The sequence below is a fragment of the Mycobacterium sp. NTMscope_Eco_3 genome, assembly GCF_976985685.1.
Genome location: NZ_CDRJYZ010000001.1, coordinates 1,079,836 through 1,093,769, shown reverse-complemented (window position 1 = coordinate 1,093,769; position 13,934 = coordinate 1,079,836). Strand labels below are relative to the sequence as shown.

At 65.6% G+C, this 13,934-nt stretch carries 13 protein-coding genes; 5 read left to right on the top strand and 8 right to left on the bottom strand.

Annotated features, from left to right (window positions below; all coding sequences use genetic code 11):
- Positions 1-63: 63 nt before the first annotated feature.
- Genes AC0KTM_RS05235 through AC0KTM_RS05225 form a run of 3 tightly spaced genes read left to right on the top strand, consistent with a single transcriptional unit; the run spans position 64 to position 3,704 of the window.
- Entirely contained in the window at positions 64-1,272 is a 1,209-nt protein-coding gene (locus AC0KTM_RS05235) for a cytochrome P450 (protein WP_225326644.1), read from the top strand.
- 22 nt (positions 1,273-1,294) lie between these two features.
- The gene (locus AC0KTM_RS05230) at positions 1,295-2,509 is read left to right on the top strand and encodes a CaiB/BaiF CoA transferase family protein (protein ID WP_225326751.1); all 1,215 of its coding nucleotides are present in this window, start codon (positions 1,295-1,297) and stop codon (positions 2,507-2,509) included.
- 49 nt (positions 2,510-2,558) lie between these two features.
- Positions 2,559-3,704: a thiolase family protein gene (locus tag AC0KTM_RS05225; protein ID WP_225326645.1), complete on the top strand. Its 1,146-nt coding sequence runs from the start codon at positions 2,559-2,561 to the stop codon at positions 3,702-3,704.
- A gap of 33 nt (positions 3,705-3,737) precedes the next feature.
- Here the strand turns inward: AC0KTM_RS05225 and AC0KTM_RS05220 are convergent, their stop codons facing one another.
- The 6 genes from AC0KTM_RS05220 to AC0KTM_RS05195 are packed head-to-tail and all read right to left on the bottom strand — an operon-like array spanning position 3,738 to position 10,507.
- On the bottom strand, positions 3,738-4,937 hold the full coding sequence (locus AC0KTM_RS05220) for an acyl-CoA dehydrogenase family protein (RefSeq protein WP_225326646.1): 1,200 nt from the start codon (positions 4,935-4,937) through the stop codon (positions 3,738-3,740).
- Positions 4,937-5,983 (bottom strand): acyl-CoA dehydrogenase family protein, encoded by a 1,047-nt coding sequence (locus tag AC0KTM_RS05215; protein ID WP_225326647.1) that lies wholly within the window; start codon positions 5,981-5,983, stop codon positions 4,937-4,939. Before AC0KTM_RS05215 ends, AC0KTM_RS05220 begins: the two co-directional genes overlap by 1 nt.
- A gap of 2 nt (positions 5,984-5,985) precedes the next feature.
- The gene (locus AC0KTM_RS05210) at positions 5,986-6,816 is read right to left on the bottom strand and encodes an amidohydrolase family protein (protein ID WP_225326648.1); all 831 of its coding nucleotides are present in this window, start codon (positions 6,814-6,816) and stop codon (positions 5,986-5,988) included.
- A complete protein-coding gene (locus AC0KTM_RS05205; protein WP_472415105.1) occupies positions 6,813-8,438 on the bottom strand; it encodes an acyl-CoA synthetase in 1,626 nt (541 codons plus the stop codon). The genes AC0KTM_RS05210 and AC0KTM_RS05205 overlap by 4 nt, the downstream gene beginning before the upstream one ends.
- Before the next feature lie 22 nt (positions 8,439-8,460).
- Entirely contained in the window at positions 8,461-9,663 is a 1,203-nt protein-coding gene (locus AC0KTM_RS05200) for an amidohydrolase family protein (protein ID WP_225326650.1), read from the bottom strand.
- 19 nt (positions 9,664-9,682) lie between these two features.
- The gene (locus AC0KTM_RS05195) at positions 9,683-10,507 is read right to left on the bottom strand and encodes an enoyl-CoA hydratase (RefSeq protein WP_238957461.1); all 825 of its coding nucleotides are present in this window, start codon (positions 10,505-10,507) and stop codon (positions 9,683-9,685) included.
- A gap of 262 nt (positions 10,508-10,769) precedes the next feature.
- Between AC0KTM_RS05195 and mbp1 the strand changes: the two genes are divergently transcribed.
- Positions 10,770-11,009, top strand: coding sequence for a microaggregate-binding protein 1 (gene mbp1 / locus AC0KTM_RS05190; RefSeq protein ID WP_225326652.1), 240 nt, complete (start codon positions 10,770-10,772; stop codon positions 11,007-11,009).
- Positions 11,010-11,070: 61 nt separating this feature from the next.
- Here the strand turns inward: mbp1 and AC0KTM_RS05185 are convergent, their stop codons facing one another.
- Together AC0KTM_RS05185 and AC0KTM_RS05180 are read right to left on the bottom strand one after the other, a co-directional pair.
- Positions 11,071-12,087: a dihydrodipicolinate synthase family protein gene (locus AC0KTM_RS05185; protein WP_238957460.1), complete on the bottom strand. Its 1,017-nt coding sequence runs from the start codon at positions 12,085-12,087 to the stop codon at positions 11,071-11,073.
- A gap of 53 nt (positions 12,088-12,140) precedes the next feature.
- Positions 12,141-12,938 carry an SDR family NAD(P)-dependent oxidoreductase gene (locus tag AC0KTM_RS05180; protein WP_238957459.1) on the bottom strand — a complete coding sequence of 266 codons (798 nt, stop codon included), beginning with the start codon at positions 12,936-12,938 and terminating at the stop codon, positions 12,141-12,143.
- A 192-nt stretch (positions 12,939-13,130) separates the two neighbouring features.
- Between AC0KTM_RS05180 and AC0KTM_RS05175 the strand changes: the two genes are divergently transcribed.
- The gene (locus tag AC0KTM_RS05175; protein ID WP_238957458.1) at positions 13,131-13,934 is read left to right on the top strand and encodes a TetR/AcrR family transcriptional regulator; all 804 of its coding nucleotides are present in this window, start codon (positions 13,131-13,133) and stop codon (positions 13,932-13,934) included.

Here is a 13,934-nt window from a genome sequence, read left to right as displayed (position 1 = left end):
CGCGTCGATATAGTCTACTGTAATCTTTACAGTACGACCGTGTACCCGAGCCGGAGAGCAGCCGTGGAAAGTCAGCTTCAGGATGCCGTCACCGGCGCTAAGCCGGGCGACTACCTGCGTGACCCGTACCCGTACTTCGCGCAAAAGCGCACCGAGGGCGGGGTGTTTCGCGGCACCGTCATGGACTATTCCAAGACCCCCGAGTCGCTACGCCCCAAGCGGTCTTTCGCGGCGGTGTCCTTCGACGCGGTCAACAAGGTGTTTCGCGACGGCCGGGTGTTCAGTTCGGCCATGTACGACACCACCATCGGCCTGTTCATGGGGCCGACGATTCTGGCGATGGAGGGCAAAAAGCACCGCGATCATCGCAACCTGGTGTCGGCAGCGTTCAAGTCCAAGGCGCTGGCCCGCTGGGAGCCCACGGTCGTGCGCCCGATCTGCAACGCCCTCATTGACGAGTTCATCGCCGAGGGCCAGGCCGATCTGGTCCGCCAGTTCACGTTCGAGTTTCCGACCCGGGTCATCGCCGCGCTGCTGGGCCTGCCCGACGACGACGTGCCCATGTTCCACCGGCGCGCGGTGGAATTGATCAGCTACGCGGTCCGCTACGAACGCGCCTTTGAAGCGTCGGCGGCGTTGAAGGACTACTTCCTCGAGCAGATCGAAGCGCGCAAGACCAATCCGACCGAGGACATCATCGGCGACCTGGTCACCGCGGAGATTGACGGCGAAAAGCTCAGCGACGAAGCCATCTACTCGTTTTTGCGGCTGCTGCTGCCCGCCGGGCTGGAAACCACCTACCGGTCCTCGGGCAATCTGCTGTTCCTGTTGCTCACCCACCCCGAACAGCTCGCCGCAGTGCAGGCCGACACCACGTTGATCGCCCCGGCGATCGAGGAGGGGCTGCGCTTCGAGACGCCGTTGACCACGGTGCAGCGGTTCACCGCCGAGGACACCGAATTGGAAGGCGTCAACATCCCGGCGCGGTCGGTGGTCGACGTGTGCATCGGCTCGGCGAATCGCGATGGAAGCCGCTGGGAGCGCCCGGAAGAGTTCGACATCTTCCGTCCGCACATGCCCCACATTTCGTTCGCCGCCGGCGAGCACACCTGCTTGGGGCTGCACCTCGCGCGTATGGAAACCCGGGTTGCGCTCGAATGCCTGTTGGATCGAGTGACCAACGTCAACCTGCTCACCGATGACGATCCGCATATCCACGGTCAGCCGTTCCGTTCGCCGACGGCGCTTCCGGTTACGTTCGACGCGAAGTAGGGTCCCGGGAATGGTAAAGGTAATGCAGGGCTTTCGGGTCCTCGAGGTTGCGCAGTTCACGTTCGTCCCCGCTGCCGGCGCGATCCTTGCCGACTGGGGCGCCGACGTCATCAAGGTCGAGCACCCGGCGCGCGGCGACACCCAGCGTGGCTTTGTCAACATGGGTGGCTTCCAGCTCAATCCTGACCGGCATCCGTTGATCGAGCATCCCAACCGGGGCAAGCGCAGCGTCGGGATCGACGTCTCCACCCCGGGCGGCCAGGAAGTGATCTACGAGTTGGCCAAGACCGCCGACGTGTTCCTGACCAACTACATGCCCGCGCAGCGGCAGAAAAACAAGTTCGACGTCGAGCACATTCGCGCCGTGAACCCAAACATCGTGTATGCCCGCGGCAGTGCGTACGGCGACAAGGGGGCCGAGCGGGACGTCGGCGGCTATGACGGAACGGCGTTCTGGACGCGCAGCGGGGTGGGGTACGCGCTGACCCCCGAGGAATTGGGCGGCGCTCTGGGACAGGGCATTCCCGCATTCGGTGACTCCATTGGCGGCATGTTCATCGCCGGCGGCATCTCGGCCGCGCTGCTGCACCGCGAGCGCACCGGCGAGGCGCTCGAGCTGGACGTGTCGTTGCTGAGCACGGCGTGGTGGGCGGCGGGCGCGAGCGTCACGCAAGGCATGGAGACCGGGGAGGTCATGCGCACCCCGATGCCAGGATCCGCGGCCGCATCGGTGAATCCGTTTCTGGGCAACTACGAAACCTCCGACGGCGGCACGATCAACCTGTGCATCGTCAGTCCGACGGGCTACATTCGCGACACGTTCGAGCACCTCGGCATCCCCGAGGCGGCCGACGATCCCCGCTTCTCCGACGTGCTGCCGTTGATCCAAAACGCCGACGCGGCCGCCGAGCTGATCGCAAAGGCCTTCGCCGGCAAGCCCTTCGACTACTGGCGACAGCACCTCAAAACGATGAAGGGCCAGTGGGCGCCGTTCCAGAGCCTCATCGATCTGGCCGACGACGAGCAAGCGATCGCCAACGACATGATCGTCGAAGTCGAGGCCAACGACGGCGGTGCGCCGTTCAAGGTCGTGCGCGGGCCGGTGCAGTTCAACCACGAACCGCTCGTCACCACCCGGGCCCCGCAGGCCTCCGAGCACACCGAGATCGTCTTGATAGAACTCGGGATGGACTGGGACCGCATCGCCGAACTCAAAGGAGCAGGAGCCATCGCGTGAATCGCGCCGACGACGACGCAGAACGTAGTGATGAGGAGGAGTGGCGCAAATGAATGACGTCGCAATCATCGGCGTGGGCCTACACCCCTTCGGTCGCTTCGAGGGCAAATCCGCGATGGAGATGGGCGTCGACGCCATCCGGCTCGCGGTCGACGACGCGGGCGTGCAGTGGAAGGACATCCAGGCCGCCACCGGGGGCAGCTGGACGGTCGCCAATCCCGATGCGATCGTCGGCATGGTCGGACTCTCGGGCATCCCCTTCACCAACGTGTTCAACGCCTGCGCGACCGCGGCCAGCGCCGCCAAGGCGTGCGCCGACGGAATCCGGCTGGGCGACTACGACATTGGGATCGCCATCGGCCTGGACAAGCATCCGCGCGGGGCGTTCACCGAGGACCCGGCTCTGGTGGGAATGCCGCGCTGGTATGCCGAAAACGGGCAGTACCTCACCACTCAGTTCTTCGGCATGAAAGCCAACCGATACCTGCACGAGCATGGCATCTCCCAGCAGACGCTGGCCAAGGTGGCCGCCAAGAACTTTCGTAACGGCGCGCAGAATCCGAACGCGTTTCGGCGCAAACCGATTCCGGAAGACGAGATCCTCAACTCGACGATGCTGAACTACCCGCTCACCCAGTACATGTTCTGTGCGCCCGACGAGGGCGCCGCCGCGGTGGTCATGTGCCGCGCCGACATCGCGCACCGCTATACCGCCAAGCCGGTCTTCGTGCGGGCGGTCGAGGTGCGTACCCGCCGCTACGGCGCCTACGAGGTGAACACCACCTTCGCCCCGGTCGACGAGGACGTGGCGCCGACCGTGTACGCCGCCAAGTCCGCGTTCGAAAAGGCCGGAGTGGCACCGGAAGACGTCGACGTCATTCAGTTGCAGGACACCGACGCCGGCGCGGAGATCATCCACATGGCCGAATGCGGGTTCTGCGCCGACGGCGAGCAGGAGAAGCTGCTGGCCGACGGTGCCACCGAGATCACCGGCTCGATGCCGATCAACACCGACGGCGGGCTGATCGCCAACGGCGAACCGATCGGGGCGTCCGGCCTGCGGCAGATCCATGAGCTGGTGCGCCAGCTTCGCGGCGAGGCGGGCGATCGTCAGGTGGCCGGTGAACCGCGCGTCGGGTTCGCTCAGCTCTATGGCGCGCCCGGCACCGCCGCGGCGACAGTCCTGACGACCTGACCCCGCGAGCAGACGCAGGGCTAAGAACCAGCGCTAGGAAGCTTTCTGCGCGACCGGCGCGTAAGCCGGCTTGCCCAAGCCCAGCATGTACTGCGCGATCATGTTGCGGAACACCTCGAGGGTGCCGCCGTAAATGCCCACCAGCGGCGCGAACCGGAATACGTACTCCGAGGCGCCGTCGTCGGCCGCACCGTCGGTGCCGATCGGCAGCGTGGACGCCGTGCCGAGGATGTCCATCAGGTCCGGGGAGATGTCGCGCATCGTCTGTGCGAGGGCGACGCGCCCGAAGATGCCGGGCGCACTGAGCGCCGCTTCCATTCGCGCGGCGCTGCGTCCCAACCGGTACGCCACGGCGGCATCGTCAATGAGCCTGCGCCCGTTCGGGTCCCGCTGTGACACCTTGCCCGCGGCCTTGTCCAGCGCGTCGGCCATGAAACCGGCCTGATGCATCATGATCGACACGTCCTGCAGCCCGTCGGGGGCGGCCGCCACCGCGCCGTGCTCGACGTTGAGCGGCTCGCGCAGCACCGTCCAGCCCGCGTTCACGTCGCCCAGCCGATACCTGTCGTCGACACGCACGTCGCTGTAGTAGACGATGTTGGTGCGATCGCCGTCGACCGTGCGGATGCCCTGAATCTCGATGCCCGGCGAGTCCAGCGGAACCAGAAACATCGTCAGGCTCTTGTGCTTCGGGGCGTTCGGATCCGTGTTGGTGATGAGGAACACGTACCGGCAATTGTGCGCCCCGGTGGTAAACATCTTGGACCCATTGATAATCCACGTTGATCCATCCGCCTCCCGCACCGCCCGCGTCTTGCAGGTGGCGATGTCGGATCCGCCCTCGGGTTCGGTGTAGCCCAGGCACAGCCGGACATGTCCGCTGAAGACGCCCGGCAGCACTTCGTCCTGCAATTCGCTCGACCCGAACCGCGCGACCGAACGCGCCACCATGGCGGTGGTACCCCAGGTCACCCAGGGCACGTGGGCGCGCCGCTTCTCCAGCTCCCAGATGCGGCGACGCACGCGGCTGAAGCCGCCTTCGGCTTCCGGCTTCCATTCGCGTTCCAGGTAGCCGGCGGCGCCCAGCGCCAGGTGCACCCCTTCGTCGAAGTTGTCGCCGGTTTCGCGGTCCCGACGCTTGACGTCCTCGGTCACGTGGGTGCGCAGGAATTCGCGCGCTTCGTCGAGGAATCGCTGATCGTCGTCGGACAGCGTGACTCGCGAGAAATCCACTATGCGCCCCTTCCGCTTTCGCGTGCGGCGACGAGCTCGCCGATGTACTTCGCGCTGGCGCCGGGATCTCCGCCCGCCAGGGCCCAGCCGCGGGCACGCACCAGATAGGCCGTCGCCGCCGCCTCCGCCGAAACACCAAGACCGCCTTGCACATGCACCGCCATGGTCGCGGCCTTGGCCGCCTCTTCCGCCATGAACACGAACGCCGAGGGCGCCAACTCGGGGCGTTCGTCGGGCTCGTTGTCCAGGAACCAGGCCGCGCGCCGCGCCAGATTGCGGCCGCCCTGCACGGTGATGGCGATGTTGGCCAGTGGATGGGAGATGCCCTGCAGCGTCGAGATCGGCACGCCCAGTGTGTAGCGGGTCTTGGCGAATTCGGCGGCGATCGTCATGGTCTCTTCCACCAAGCCCACCAATGCCGCGGCCGACAGCACCCGCCACTCATCCAGCGCGCGTTGATATTCCGCCGCCGCGCCGGGCCCGCTGGCTAGCACGGTGCGGGTGTCGGCGGCCGCCGGATCCACCCAGGCCATCGGCAGGCGGCCGATGTTGTCTACCTTCGTAGGGCGGGTGCCGAAGGTCAGCGCGATGACTTCCGCACCGTCGCGCACGATGATCTGGTCGGCGATCGACCCGGTGGGCAGGAGCCGCGTCCCGGAGGGGCTGTCGTGCTGCGGATCGAACGCGGCCAGTCGCTTGCCTTGGACCACATCGGGTTCCACCGCACCGAGCCGGGCCAGCAGACGCGCCGCGCAGACCTGGTCGATCCACGGCACCGGCGCCAGCGACCGGCCGATCTCCTCGGCCACCAGGGTCAGGTCGACGAGCGTCGCGCCGTCGCCGCCGGCGGATTCCGGCAGGGCCATCGTCGTTGCGCCCATGGCGCACAACCGCTCCCAGAGGTTCTTGTCGAATCCGGTCTCCTCCGCGGCGCGCACGGTCTCGATCGGGCAATGGGTCTTGAAGAAATCGCGGTACGCGGCCTGCAACGCCTCGTGATCCGACGTCAGGCTGTAGTCGAGCCTGCGTAGTTCGTAACGGTCCATACTCAGCGTTCCTCCTGGCCACCGAAAAAGAATTCTTGGGCGTTGTTGTAGAGATAGTTCTCGAGGACGTCGGCGGGCAAATCCAGCGCGGCGGCCTCGGGCACGACGCGGTGCATCTTCAGCACGGGCCAGTCGGAACCGAAGATCACCTTGCCCTTCCCGCGCGTGCGCATGTAGTGCAGCAGGCTCTCCGGTAACCGCTTCGGCGACCACGCCGACGTCATCAGGCGCAGGTTGGCATATTTGATCAGCAGTCTGATCGCGATGTCCCACCACGGATCCGCGCCGTGGATCATGCACAGTTTCAGTTCTGGGAACCGCACGCACACCCGATCGAGGTGAATCGGATTCTGCACCTCGCCGGGAATGGGCGGCCCGGGGATGCCGGTGTTGATGCACAGCGGAAGCTCGAGCTCGGCGCATTTGGTGTACAGCGGGTAATAGACGGCGTCGCTGGGCGGGTACTGGCCGTCCCCCCAAAAGCTCGGCCCCACAGCCGCATACGCCACGGGCAGGTCGCCGGCGACGGCAGAAAGTTCCCGCAGGGAGGGCATCGGCCGCAGCAGGTTCACCCCGCCCATGGCCAGCGCGAACCGCTCGGGCTTCTCCTCGACGAATTTGCGCGCCGTCACCGACGGCTTGGCGAGATTGTCCATCAGGATGGCCTTGCGCACGCCGTGGGCGTCCATTTCGTCGAGCAGCTCGGACAGCTCGACGGGCGCGAACATGGACTCCGGCCCCTTGAAGTAATCGTCACGCACCTTGAGCATCCAGGTCGGTTGCTTCTCGGTCTCGCCGAAGCGCACGTTGACCAGGCAATCGATCACTTTCATGGGGACACCGGCGCCTTTGCTGTCGCGTGACGTTTCGCCCAACGGTAATCGGCCTTGCCGTTGCCCAAGCGTTGGACGTGCTCGACGAAGAGGAATTCCTTGGGCGCCTTGAACCGTGCGAGTTGCGTGGTGCACAGCGTGTGCAGTTCATCGGCCGTCGCGGCGGCCTCCGCACGGAGTTCGACGAGGGCGACGAGTTCTTCTCCCCAGCGCTCGCTGGGGCGCCCGACCACCAGCGCGTCGGCGATCGCCGGGTGGGCGCGCAGCACTTCTTCGACTTCCTCGACGAAGACCTTCTCGCCGCCGGTGTTGACCACCAGCGAGTCCCGGCCGAACAGCCGCAGCGTGCCGTCGGGCTCCAGGGCGGCGCGGTCGCCCGATATCACCACCCGCTTGCCGTCGATCTCGGGAAAGGTCTTGCGGGTCGCGTCGGGATCGTTGAAGTACCCCAACGGGATTCGTCCTTCCCTGGCGACCCAACCCACCTCGGCCTCGCCCGGACGGAGAAAGCGGCTGTAGTCCTCGGAGAGAACCAGTCCACCCTCCCGCAGGGTGAACGTGTCGGATTGCGTGTCGCGCCGGCTGTGGCCGAATCCCATGTTTCCGGTCTCCGACGAGCCGTACCCGTTGATCACCGTGACCTGGGGGATCAATTCCACCAGGGCGCGTTGGTATTTCGGGTTCGTTGCGGCGCCGCCGGTGCCTATTGCGTACAGCGACGACAGGTCGTAGGAGCCGCGGCGCAGTTCGGCCACCAGCGGCGCGGCGTAGGCGTCGCCGACCATCGTCATCAAGCCGACCCTCTCGCGCTGCGCCGTTTCCAAGACCGTTCGCGGGTCGAGCTTTTTGCCGGTGTCGTACATCACCACGGGCGTGCCGGCCATGATCGCCGAGAACGCCGTCCACATGCCGGCGGCGTGCATCAGCGGCGACACCGCGAACCACGGCGCCCCGGCCGCCCCGCGCACCTTGTCGTGAATCTCCTGGGCACAGGCGTGGTCTGCCCCCACCATCGACGAGACATAGATGTCGGACTGCCGCCACAGCACACCCTTGGGCCGACCGGTTGTGCCCCCGGTGCAGATCATCAGCAGGTCATCGGGCGATGCGATGACGCGCTGGTCAGTTTCCCCTTGCGCCAGAGCGTCTTCCAGCGACATCGCGCCCGGTAGGTCGGGTGCGTCGCTGCCGTCGTCGACCGTGATCAACAGATCGACGCCCGCACGGGCGAGGACGTCGGCGAACTTGGCGCCCAGCGCGCGGTGGTAGATGACCACCCGGGGCTGTACGTAATCGAGAAGTTCACCGACCTCGCGCGGCGTGTAGTAGTAGTTGATGTTCACCGGGACGGTGCGGGCCTTGAGGCACCCGATGACCATGTCGGGGTACAGGTCGTTGTGCATCACCAGGGCAACCCGGTCCTGCCCGCATTCCCAGTTCTGCAGGTCCGCCCGCTCCCGGTGTGCGCCGAACCCCTTGCTGACCAGGAAGTTCGCCAGCCGGCGGGTGCGGTCCGCCGACTCGGCGAAGGTGCTGCGACGGTCGCCGCACACCGTCATCGTCCGGTCACCGATGACGTCGGCGATCTCGTCGAGCACCGCCCCGATGGTCCATTCGCTCACGGAAGTAACCGGGCCCCGATGATCAAGCGGCCGAGCCGACTTGGACGCCCAGGAGGTCGAGGGCGTTGTCTCGCATGATCTTTCGGACGTCGGACTCGCTGAAGCCTTTCAGCTCATCGGCGAACGACACCGGCGATTCGAGGCCCTCCCCGTGCGGCCAGTCGGAACCGAACAGGATCTTGTCGACGCCGATGACTTCGGCCAGCTCCGGTAGGTCGTCCTCGTAGTAGGGGGCGATCCACACGTTGTTGCGCAGCTGCTCCACCGGGTCCTCGGGGAAATACTGGGGCTGGGTGTTGGCCGCCTTCTTGAGTCGCTTGATCAGTCGATGCACGAAGTAGGACCCGTTTTCGATGCTGACGGCCTTGAGTTTCGGATGGCGGGTGAACACGCCGTGCACGATCATCGAGGCCATGGTGTCGTGAATGGCCCGGTCGTCCAGGAGCACCTGATCCAGCGGATCCTTCGCGCCGAAGCCCTCGAAGGTCGACTTGCCGCCCCATAGCGCGGCGATCGCCAGGTAACCGCTGTCAGACAGGTGGAATCCCACCGGCACTCCCGCTTCGGCCAGCCTGGCCCACACCGGATCGTGGCTGGGATCGCCCAGCGACCGCGGCTTGACCAGCCCGGGCACCGGTGCGGGCCGCACCAGCACCAGCTTGGCGCCGCGCGCCAACACGAACTCGACCTCTTCGACGGCTTTGACCGGATCGGCCAGCGAGACGATCGGGGCGGAGATGATGCGATGATCGGGACGGTCGAAGCCCCAGTCCTCGTCGAGCCACAGGTTGAACGCGTGCACCGAGGCCATTGTCGCCTCGATGTCGTGTTTGAGCGCCTCTTCGACCCCGCACGCGAATGTCGGCAGCATGAACGCCGTCTCGATGTCCTGGGTGTCCATCACCGCGATCCGGGCGTCGCGGTTCTGGTACTCCGGGTGCTCGGCGAGCCGCTCGACCTTCATCAGCGACGCCGGGTCGACGCCCTCCGGGATCTCGCCGCGGAACAACAGGTCGAGGCAGCCGGGCACGATGATCGGGTCGAAGGTGACGTTCGGGATGAAGTGGTTGATGCGGTCGCCCATCAACGCCCAGCTGCGTTTGCCGTCGCTGACTATCTGGACACCGCGCCGTTTGAATCGCTTGTCCAAGTGGCGGGTAAACGAGTCCAACGGCTCGTAGTAGTGATTGTCGACATCGATCGCTTGATAGTTCAGGGTGGTCATGATGTTCCTTTCCGGCTGGTTAGGTGGCCAACGGCGGGAACCGCGCTGGCCGCTTCTCCAGGAAGCTCGTGATGCCTTCGACGACGTCGGGCCGCAGTAGCGACTCGTGCATGAGTGTTTCGGCGCGGGCGCTGACGTCGGCGACATCGCGCAGCGCATCGCCGTAGGCCTGCCGCTTGATGACCGCCAGCGACGCCGGCGAACAGCTGCGCGCGATGTCCTCGGCGTACGCCATGGCGCAAGACAACAGTTGTTCGGGCGCGACGACGTCCTTGACCAGGCCGAGTTCCGCGGCCTCCTCGGCGAAGAACGTGCGCCCGCTCAGCAGCAAGTCCATCGCCGCGCCCCAGCCGGCGAGCCGCGGCAGGATCCAGGAGATCCCGTACTCGGCGATCAAGCCCCGCCGGGTGAACGCGGTGGCGAATTTGGCCCCGGCGGCCGCGAACCGGACGTCACACATCAGGGCGTGGGTCAGGCCGATGCCGACGCAGGCGCCGTTGACCGCGGCGATGATCGGCTTTCGCAGCTCGGTGAGGAAGTGCGGGTGGCGGTCGCCGACCAACTTGGTGACGTCGGTGTCGCCGTCGCCGAGTTTTTCGTCGATGGATCCCGCGCCACCCAGGTTCGCCCCCGCGCAGAATCCCTTGCCGGCACCGGTCAACACGATCACTCGGACCGCGGGGTCGGCCTCGGCACGGTCGATGCTCGCGTAGAAGCCCCGCGAGAGGTCGGGGCCCCAGGCGTTGAGCCGCTCGGGGCGGTTGAAGGTCACGACCGCAACACCGGTTTCGGTGGTTTCATACAGCACCGCCTCATCGGTGACCACACGGTCGGCGGCGCCCATATGACCGTCCCCTCATAGCTGACCAACTGGCGAGTTTGTACCCATACTGTATACCTATCGGTACCGCATTCCACAACTGCGTCCGCACCCCCGTGAACGGCGACTAAACAGCGATTTTGGGCGTCGGCTCGGCGCGGCGACCGCCCCGCGGGTCGGGCGTTGGCGACGGTTGTGGCCATCGACACGCTGACCCATGTTTGCCTCGACCCCGTGATCGGGAACGCGTTAAGAAGCCAATCATCACATCCGGGAAGGAGAGGCAATGGTTGACACCAAGAGCGGTCCGGTCGAATTCGTTCGGGGCATCGTGGAAGAGGTCCTCGGAAAGACCAAGCAGGTCGTCGGCATCATCATCGGCCACAACGACCTGATCGAAGAGGGCAAGGCCCAGCAGGACAAGGCGGATGCGCAGCGCAGCGCCGGGAAAAAGGAAGCCGCCGCCGAGAAGGCCCGCGGCAAGGCCAAGGCGTACGAGGAACGTGAGCGGGCCGAACAGCAGTAATCGGTCGGCTGAGCGAGCGGGCCCGGTTATCCACCGGGCCCGCTTCGCGTTGTAATCCGTTCTACTGCAACACCGTTTGGATCAAACCCAGGCGCTGGTAGGCGTTCTCGATCTGGGCCTTCGCCTCGGCGGGCAATTCGGCCTGCGGGGGGCGGGAATGCGGGTAGGCACCGATCGGCAGCCCCAGCAGGGAAGCGGCGTACTTGAACGCGCCGCCCCAGTGGGTGAAGTAGTCCGCGCGTCCGGGGTAGCACGTCCACCACGATCCGACGTCGAGGTCGAACTGATCCAGCCCGGACTCGCGACCGTAGTCCATGGCCTCGATGAGCTTGTCGCTCTGCACCAAATCCCAATATTCGGAATATATTCGCCGTTCGGGCGTCTCGAACAGGTAGCCCGCGGTGCCTAGTTGTGCCGGGCACACGATCCCGTCACGCAGCCACCCGGCCCGGTACACCGTCTTGTCGCATTCCCATACCGCCAGGCCGGGCGCGAGCTCATGCAGCAGGCGGCTGCCGGCCGGCCGGAAGGCGCCCTCCTTGGTGGCGCACACCGCGGGCACCTCGTCGTAGATGCGTGCGCTCTCGGCCGGGGTCAACACGTAGCCCGACGACGGCGAATTGAACATGCCCAGAGCGATGTTCGTGCGCGCAGCCACGTAGTGGAAAAAGCGCAGCACGCCTTCTCCCCCGTGGGCCTCCATCATCGGCGTCTGGATGTAGACGATGTCGGCGCCCGCCTCCTGGGCGTGCAGCGTCAAATCCAGACAGTCCTTCGCCGACATGGCCGCCGTGCAGGCCTGCACCACCACACCGGGGTTGATGCTGCGCGCCTCCTCGACCGCGACCTCCAGCAGGCGCTTCCGCTCGTCGAGGGTCAGCGACCAGAACTCCGCAATGCCACTGGTGCACCACAACATCGGGTGCCCGAGGTCACCGACGCAGTAGCGCACCAACGTCCGATAGGCGTCCCAGTCGATGTCGTCACCCTCGGTGCCGCAAAACGGGGTGTAGAGGGAGTCACCGATCCCCCGCAACGCGCCGGGCGCCCACGCCCGAGCCTCTGCTGCCGTAGCCACACTCGACTCCTTCTGTCTGTCAATCGATTTCATCGACCTGTGGTCAGGTGAAGTCAGGTGAAGTCTGAACCACCGTCGACGTTGATGTTGGCTCCGGTCATGTAGGAGTTACGCCGCGAGGCCAGGAACGCCGCGACCGGGCCTATTTCTTCGGGAAGGCCCGCCCGCGGCATGTGCGCGGGGTGACCGAAATGCTTGCCGATCGCCTCCATCAGGGCATACGGATCGTGGCCGTCGACACCCACCGAATCCGCCCAGCCGACCAGCGATTCCGATGCGATGCTGCCCGGCGATACCACGTTGACCAAGATCTCGTCCTTGGCCAGCAGCAGGGACAGGTTCTTCGAAACGCTCGTCAACATCGATTTCGCCGCCGTATATGCGGGCAGCATGACACTTTGTCGCTGAGTCGAGTGGGCCGAGAAGTTGACGATCCGCGCCCATTGCGCCTTACGCAGCAGCGGAAGCGCCGCCCGCACACAGCGCACCATGCCCAGCACCCCGTCTTCGACCGACTGTCGCCATTGGTCGTCGGTCAAATCCTCGAAGGTGCCCGCGGCGCCCGGCCCCACCGTGATGACCAGAGCGTTGAGTTCGCCGCCCCAGCGCTGGGAAAGCTCACCGAACACCGTGTCGACCGCGGCGTCGTCCCCGATGTCGGCGGCGAGCCCGAGTGCGTCAGGGCTACCTCGTTGGGTGAGATCGGTCACCGCGGAGTCCAGCGCGTCACGGCTACGGCCGACCACCGCGACGCGGGCCCCCTCGTCGGCGAGGCAGCGCGCGGTGGCCAGACCCATACCGCGGCTACCGCCGACCACCACCGCGGTGGCGTTCGCCAGCCCTAGATCCATTGCTTAATCCGTAGCTCTAACCTGGTCATTTTCGCCTGTCCAGCCGATTTACCAAAAAGCCTACGATAGGTATTACAGTAGCAGAGGGAAAATACGACACGAAAGCGTATACGCAGGTCAGAACAGAACAGCCGGTAAATTCGACTTTACCTGCAGCACGGCTGGCAGACCGAATGCACGAAACAGATTTTGATGGAGGTGCCCGTAGTGGCAAAGCAGGCAACCGCCGATAAGCGCCAACGACGCGAGCGCGGGTCCATCAACCCCGACGACATCATCAGCGGCGCATTCGAACTCGCGGAAGAGGTGTCGATCGACAACCTCAGCATGCCGCTGCTCGGCAAACACCTCGGCGTGGGCGTGACGAGCATCTACTGGTACTTCCGCAAGAAGGACGACCTGCTCAACGCGATGACCGACCGCGCCCTGAGCAAGTATGTGTTCGCCACTCCCTATGTCGAAGCCAGCGACTGGCGTGAGACCTTGCGCAACCACGCGCGCTTGATGCGTAAGACGTTCATGGGCAACCCAATTCTGTGCGACCTGATTCTGATCCGGGCGGCGCTGTCCCCGAAAGCGGCACGGATGGGCGCACAGGAGATGGAAAAGGCGGTCTCCAATCTGGTGGAGGCCGGCTTGTCGCCGGAGGACGCGTTCGACACCTATTCGGCGGTCTCGGTTCACGTTCGCGGATCGGTGGTGCTGCAACGCCTTTACGAAAAGAACCAATCGTCGGATATCGGACCCCGCGCCATCGAGGACGCCGTCGCCATCGACCCCGAAAAGACCCCGCTGCTTTCTCAAGTAACCCGAATCGGACACCGGATCGGGGCCCCCGACGAAACCAATTTCGAGTACGGCCTCACCTGCATCCTCGATCACGCCAGCAGGCTGATCGACGAGAGCAACGCATCAAAAGGCAAGGCCGCCGCGGCGGGCCGCCAGCGCAAGGCCTCGACCGCGCGAGGGCGGTCCAAGGCGCCGGCGAGTCGCTAA

Excerpts from the sequence above, each read along its gene's own strand:
- AC0KTM_RS05195 (WP_238957461.1), bottom strand. The coding sequence starts at position 10,507 with ATGGGCGCCGCCGACCGTGTGGTCACCGATGAGGCGGTGCTGTATGAA.
- AC0KTM_RS05200 (WP_225326650.1), bottom strand. The coding sequence starts at position 9,663 with ATGACCACCCTGAACTATCAAGCGATCGATGTCGACAATCACTACTAC.
- AC0KTM_RS05180 (WP_238957459.1), bottom strand. The coding sequence starts at position 12,938 with ATGGATCTAGGGCTGGCGAACGCCACCGCGGTGGTGGTCGGCGGTAGC.
- AC0KTM_RS05175 (WP_238957458.1), top strand. The coding sequence starts at position 13,131 with ATGGAGGTGCCCGTAGTGGCAAAGCAGGCAACCGCCGATAAGCGCCAA.
- AC0KTM_RS05215 (WP_225326647.1), bottom strand. The coding sequence starts at position 5,983 with ATGGACCGTTACGAACTACGCAGGCTCGACTACAGCCTGACGTCGGAT.
- AC0KTM_RS05225 (WP_225326645.1), top strand. The coding sequence starts at position 2,559 with ATGAATGACGTCGCAATCATCGGCGTGGGCCTACACCCCTTCGGTCGC.
- AC0KTM_RS05230 (WP_225326751.1), top strand. The coding sequence starts at position 1,295 with ATGCAGGGCTTTCGGGTCCTCGAGGTTGCGCAGTTCACGTTCGTCCCC.
- mbp1 (WP_225326652.1), top strand. The coding sequence starts at position 10,770 with ATGGTTGACACCAAGAGCGGTCCGGTCGAATTCGTTCGGGGCATCGTG.
- AC0KTM_RS05210 (WP_225326648.1), bottom strand. The coding sequence starts at position 6,816 with ATGAAAGTGATCGATTGCCTGGTCAACGTGCGCTTCGGCGAGACCGAG.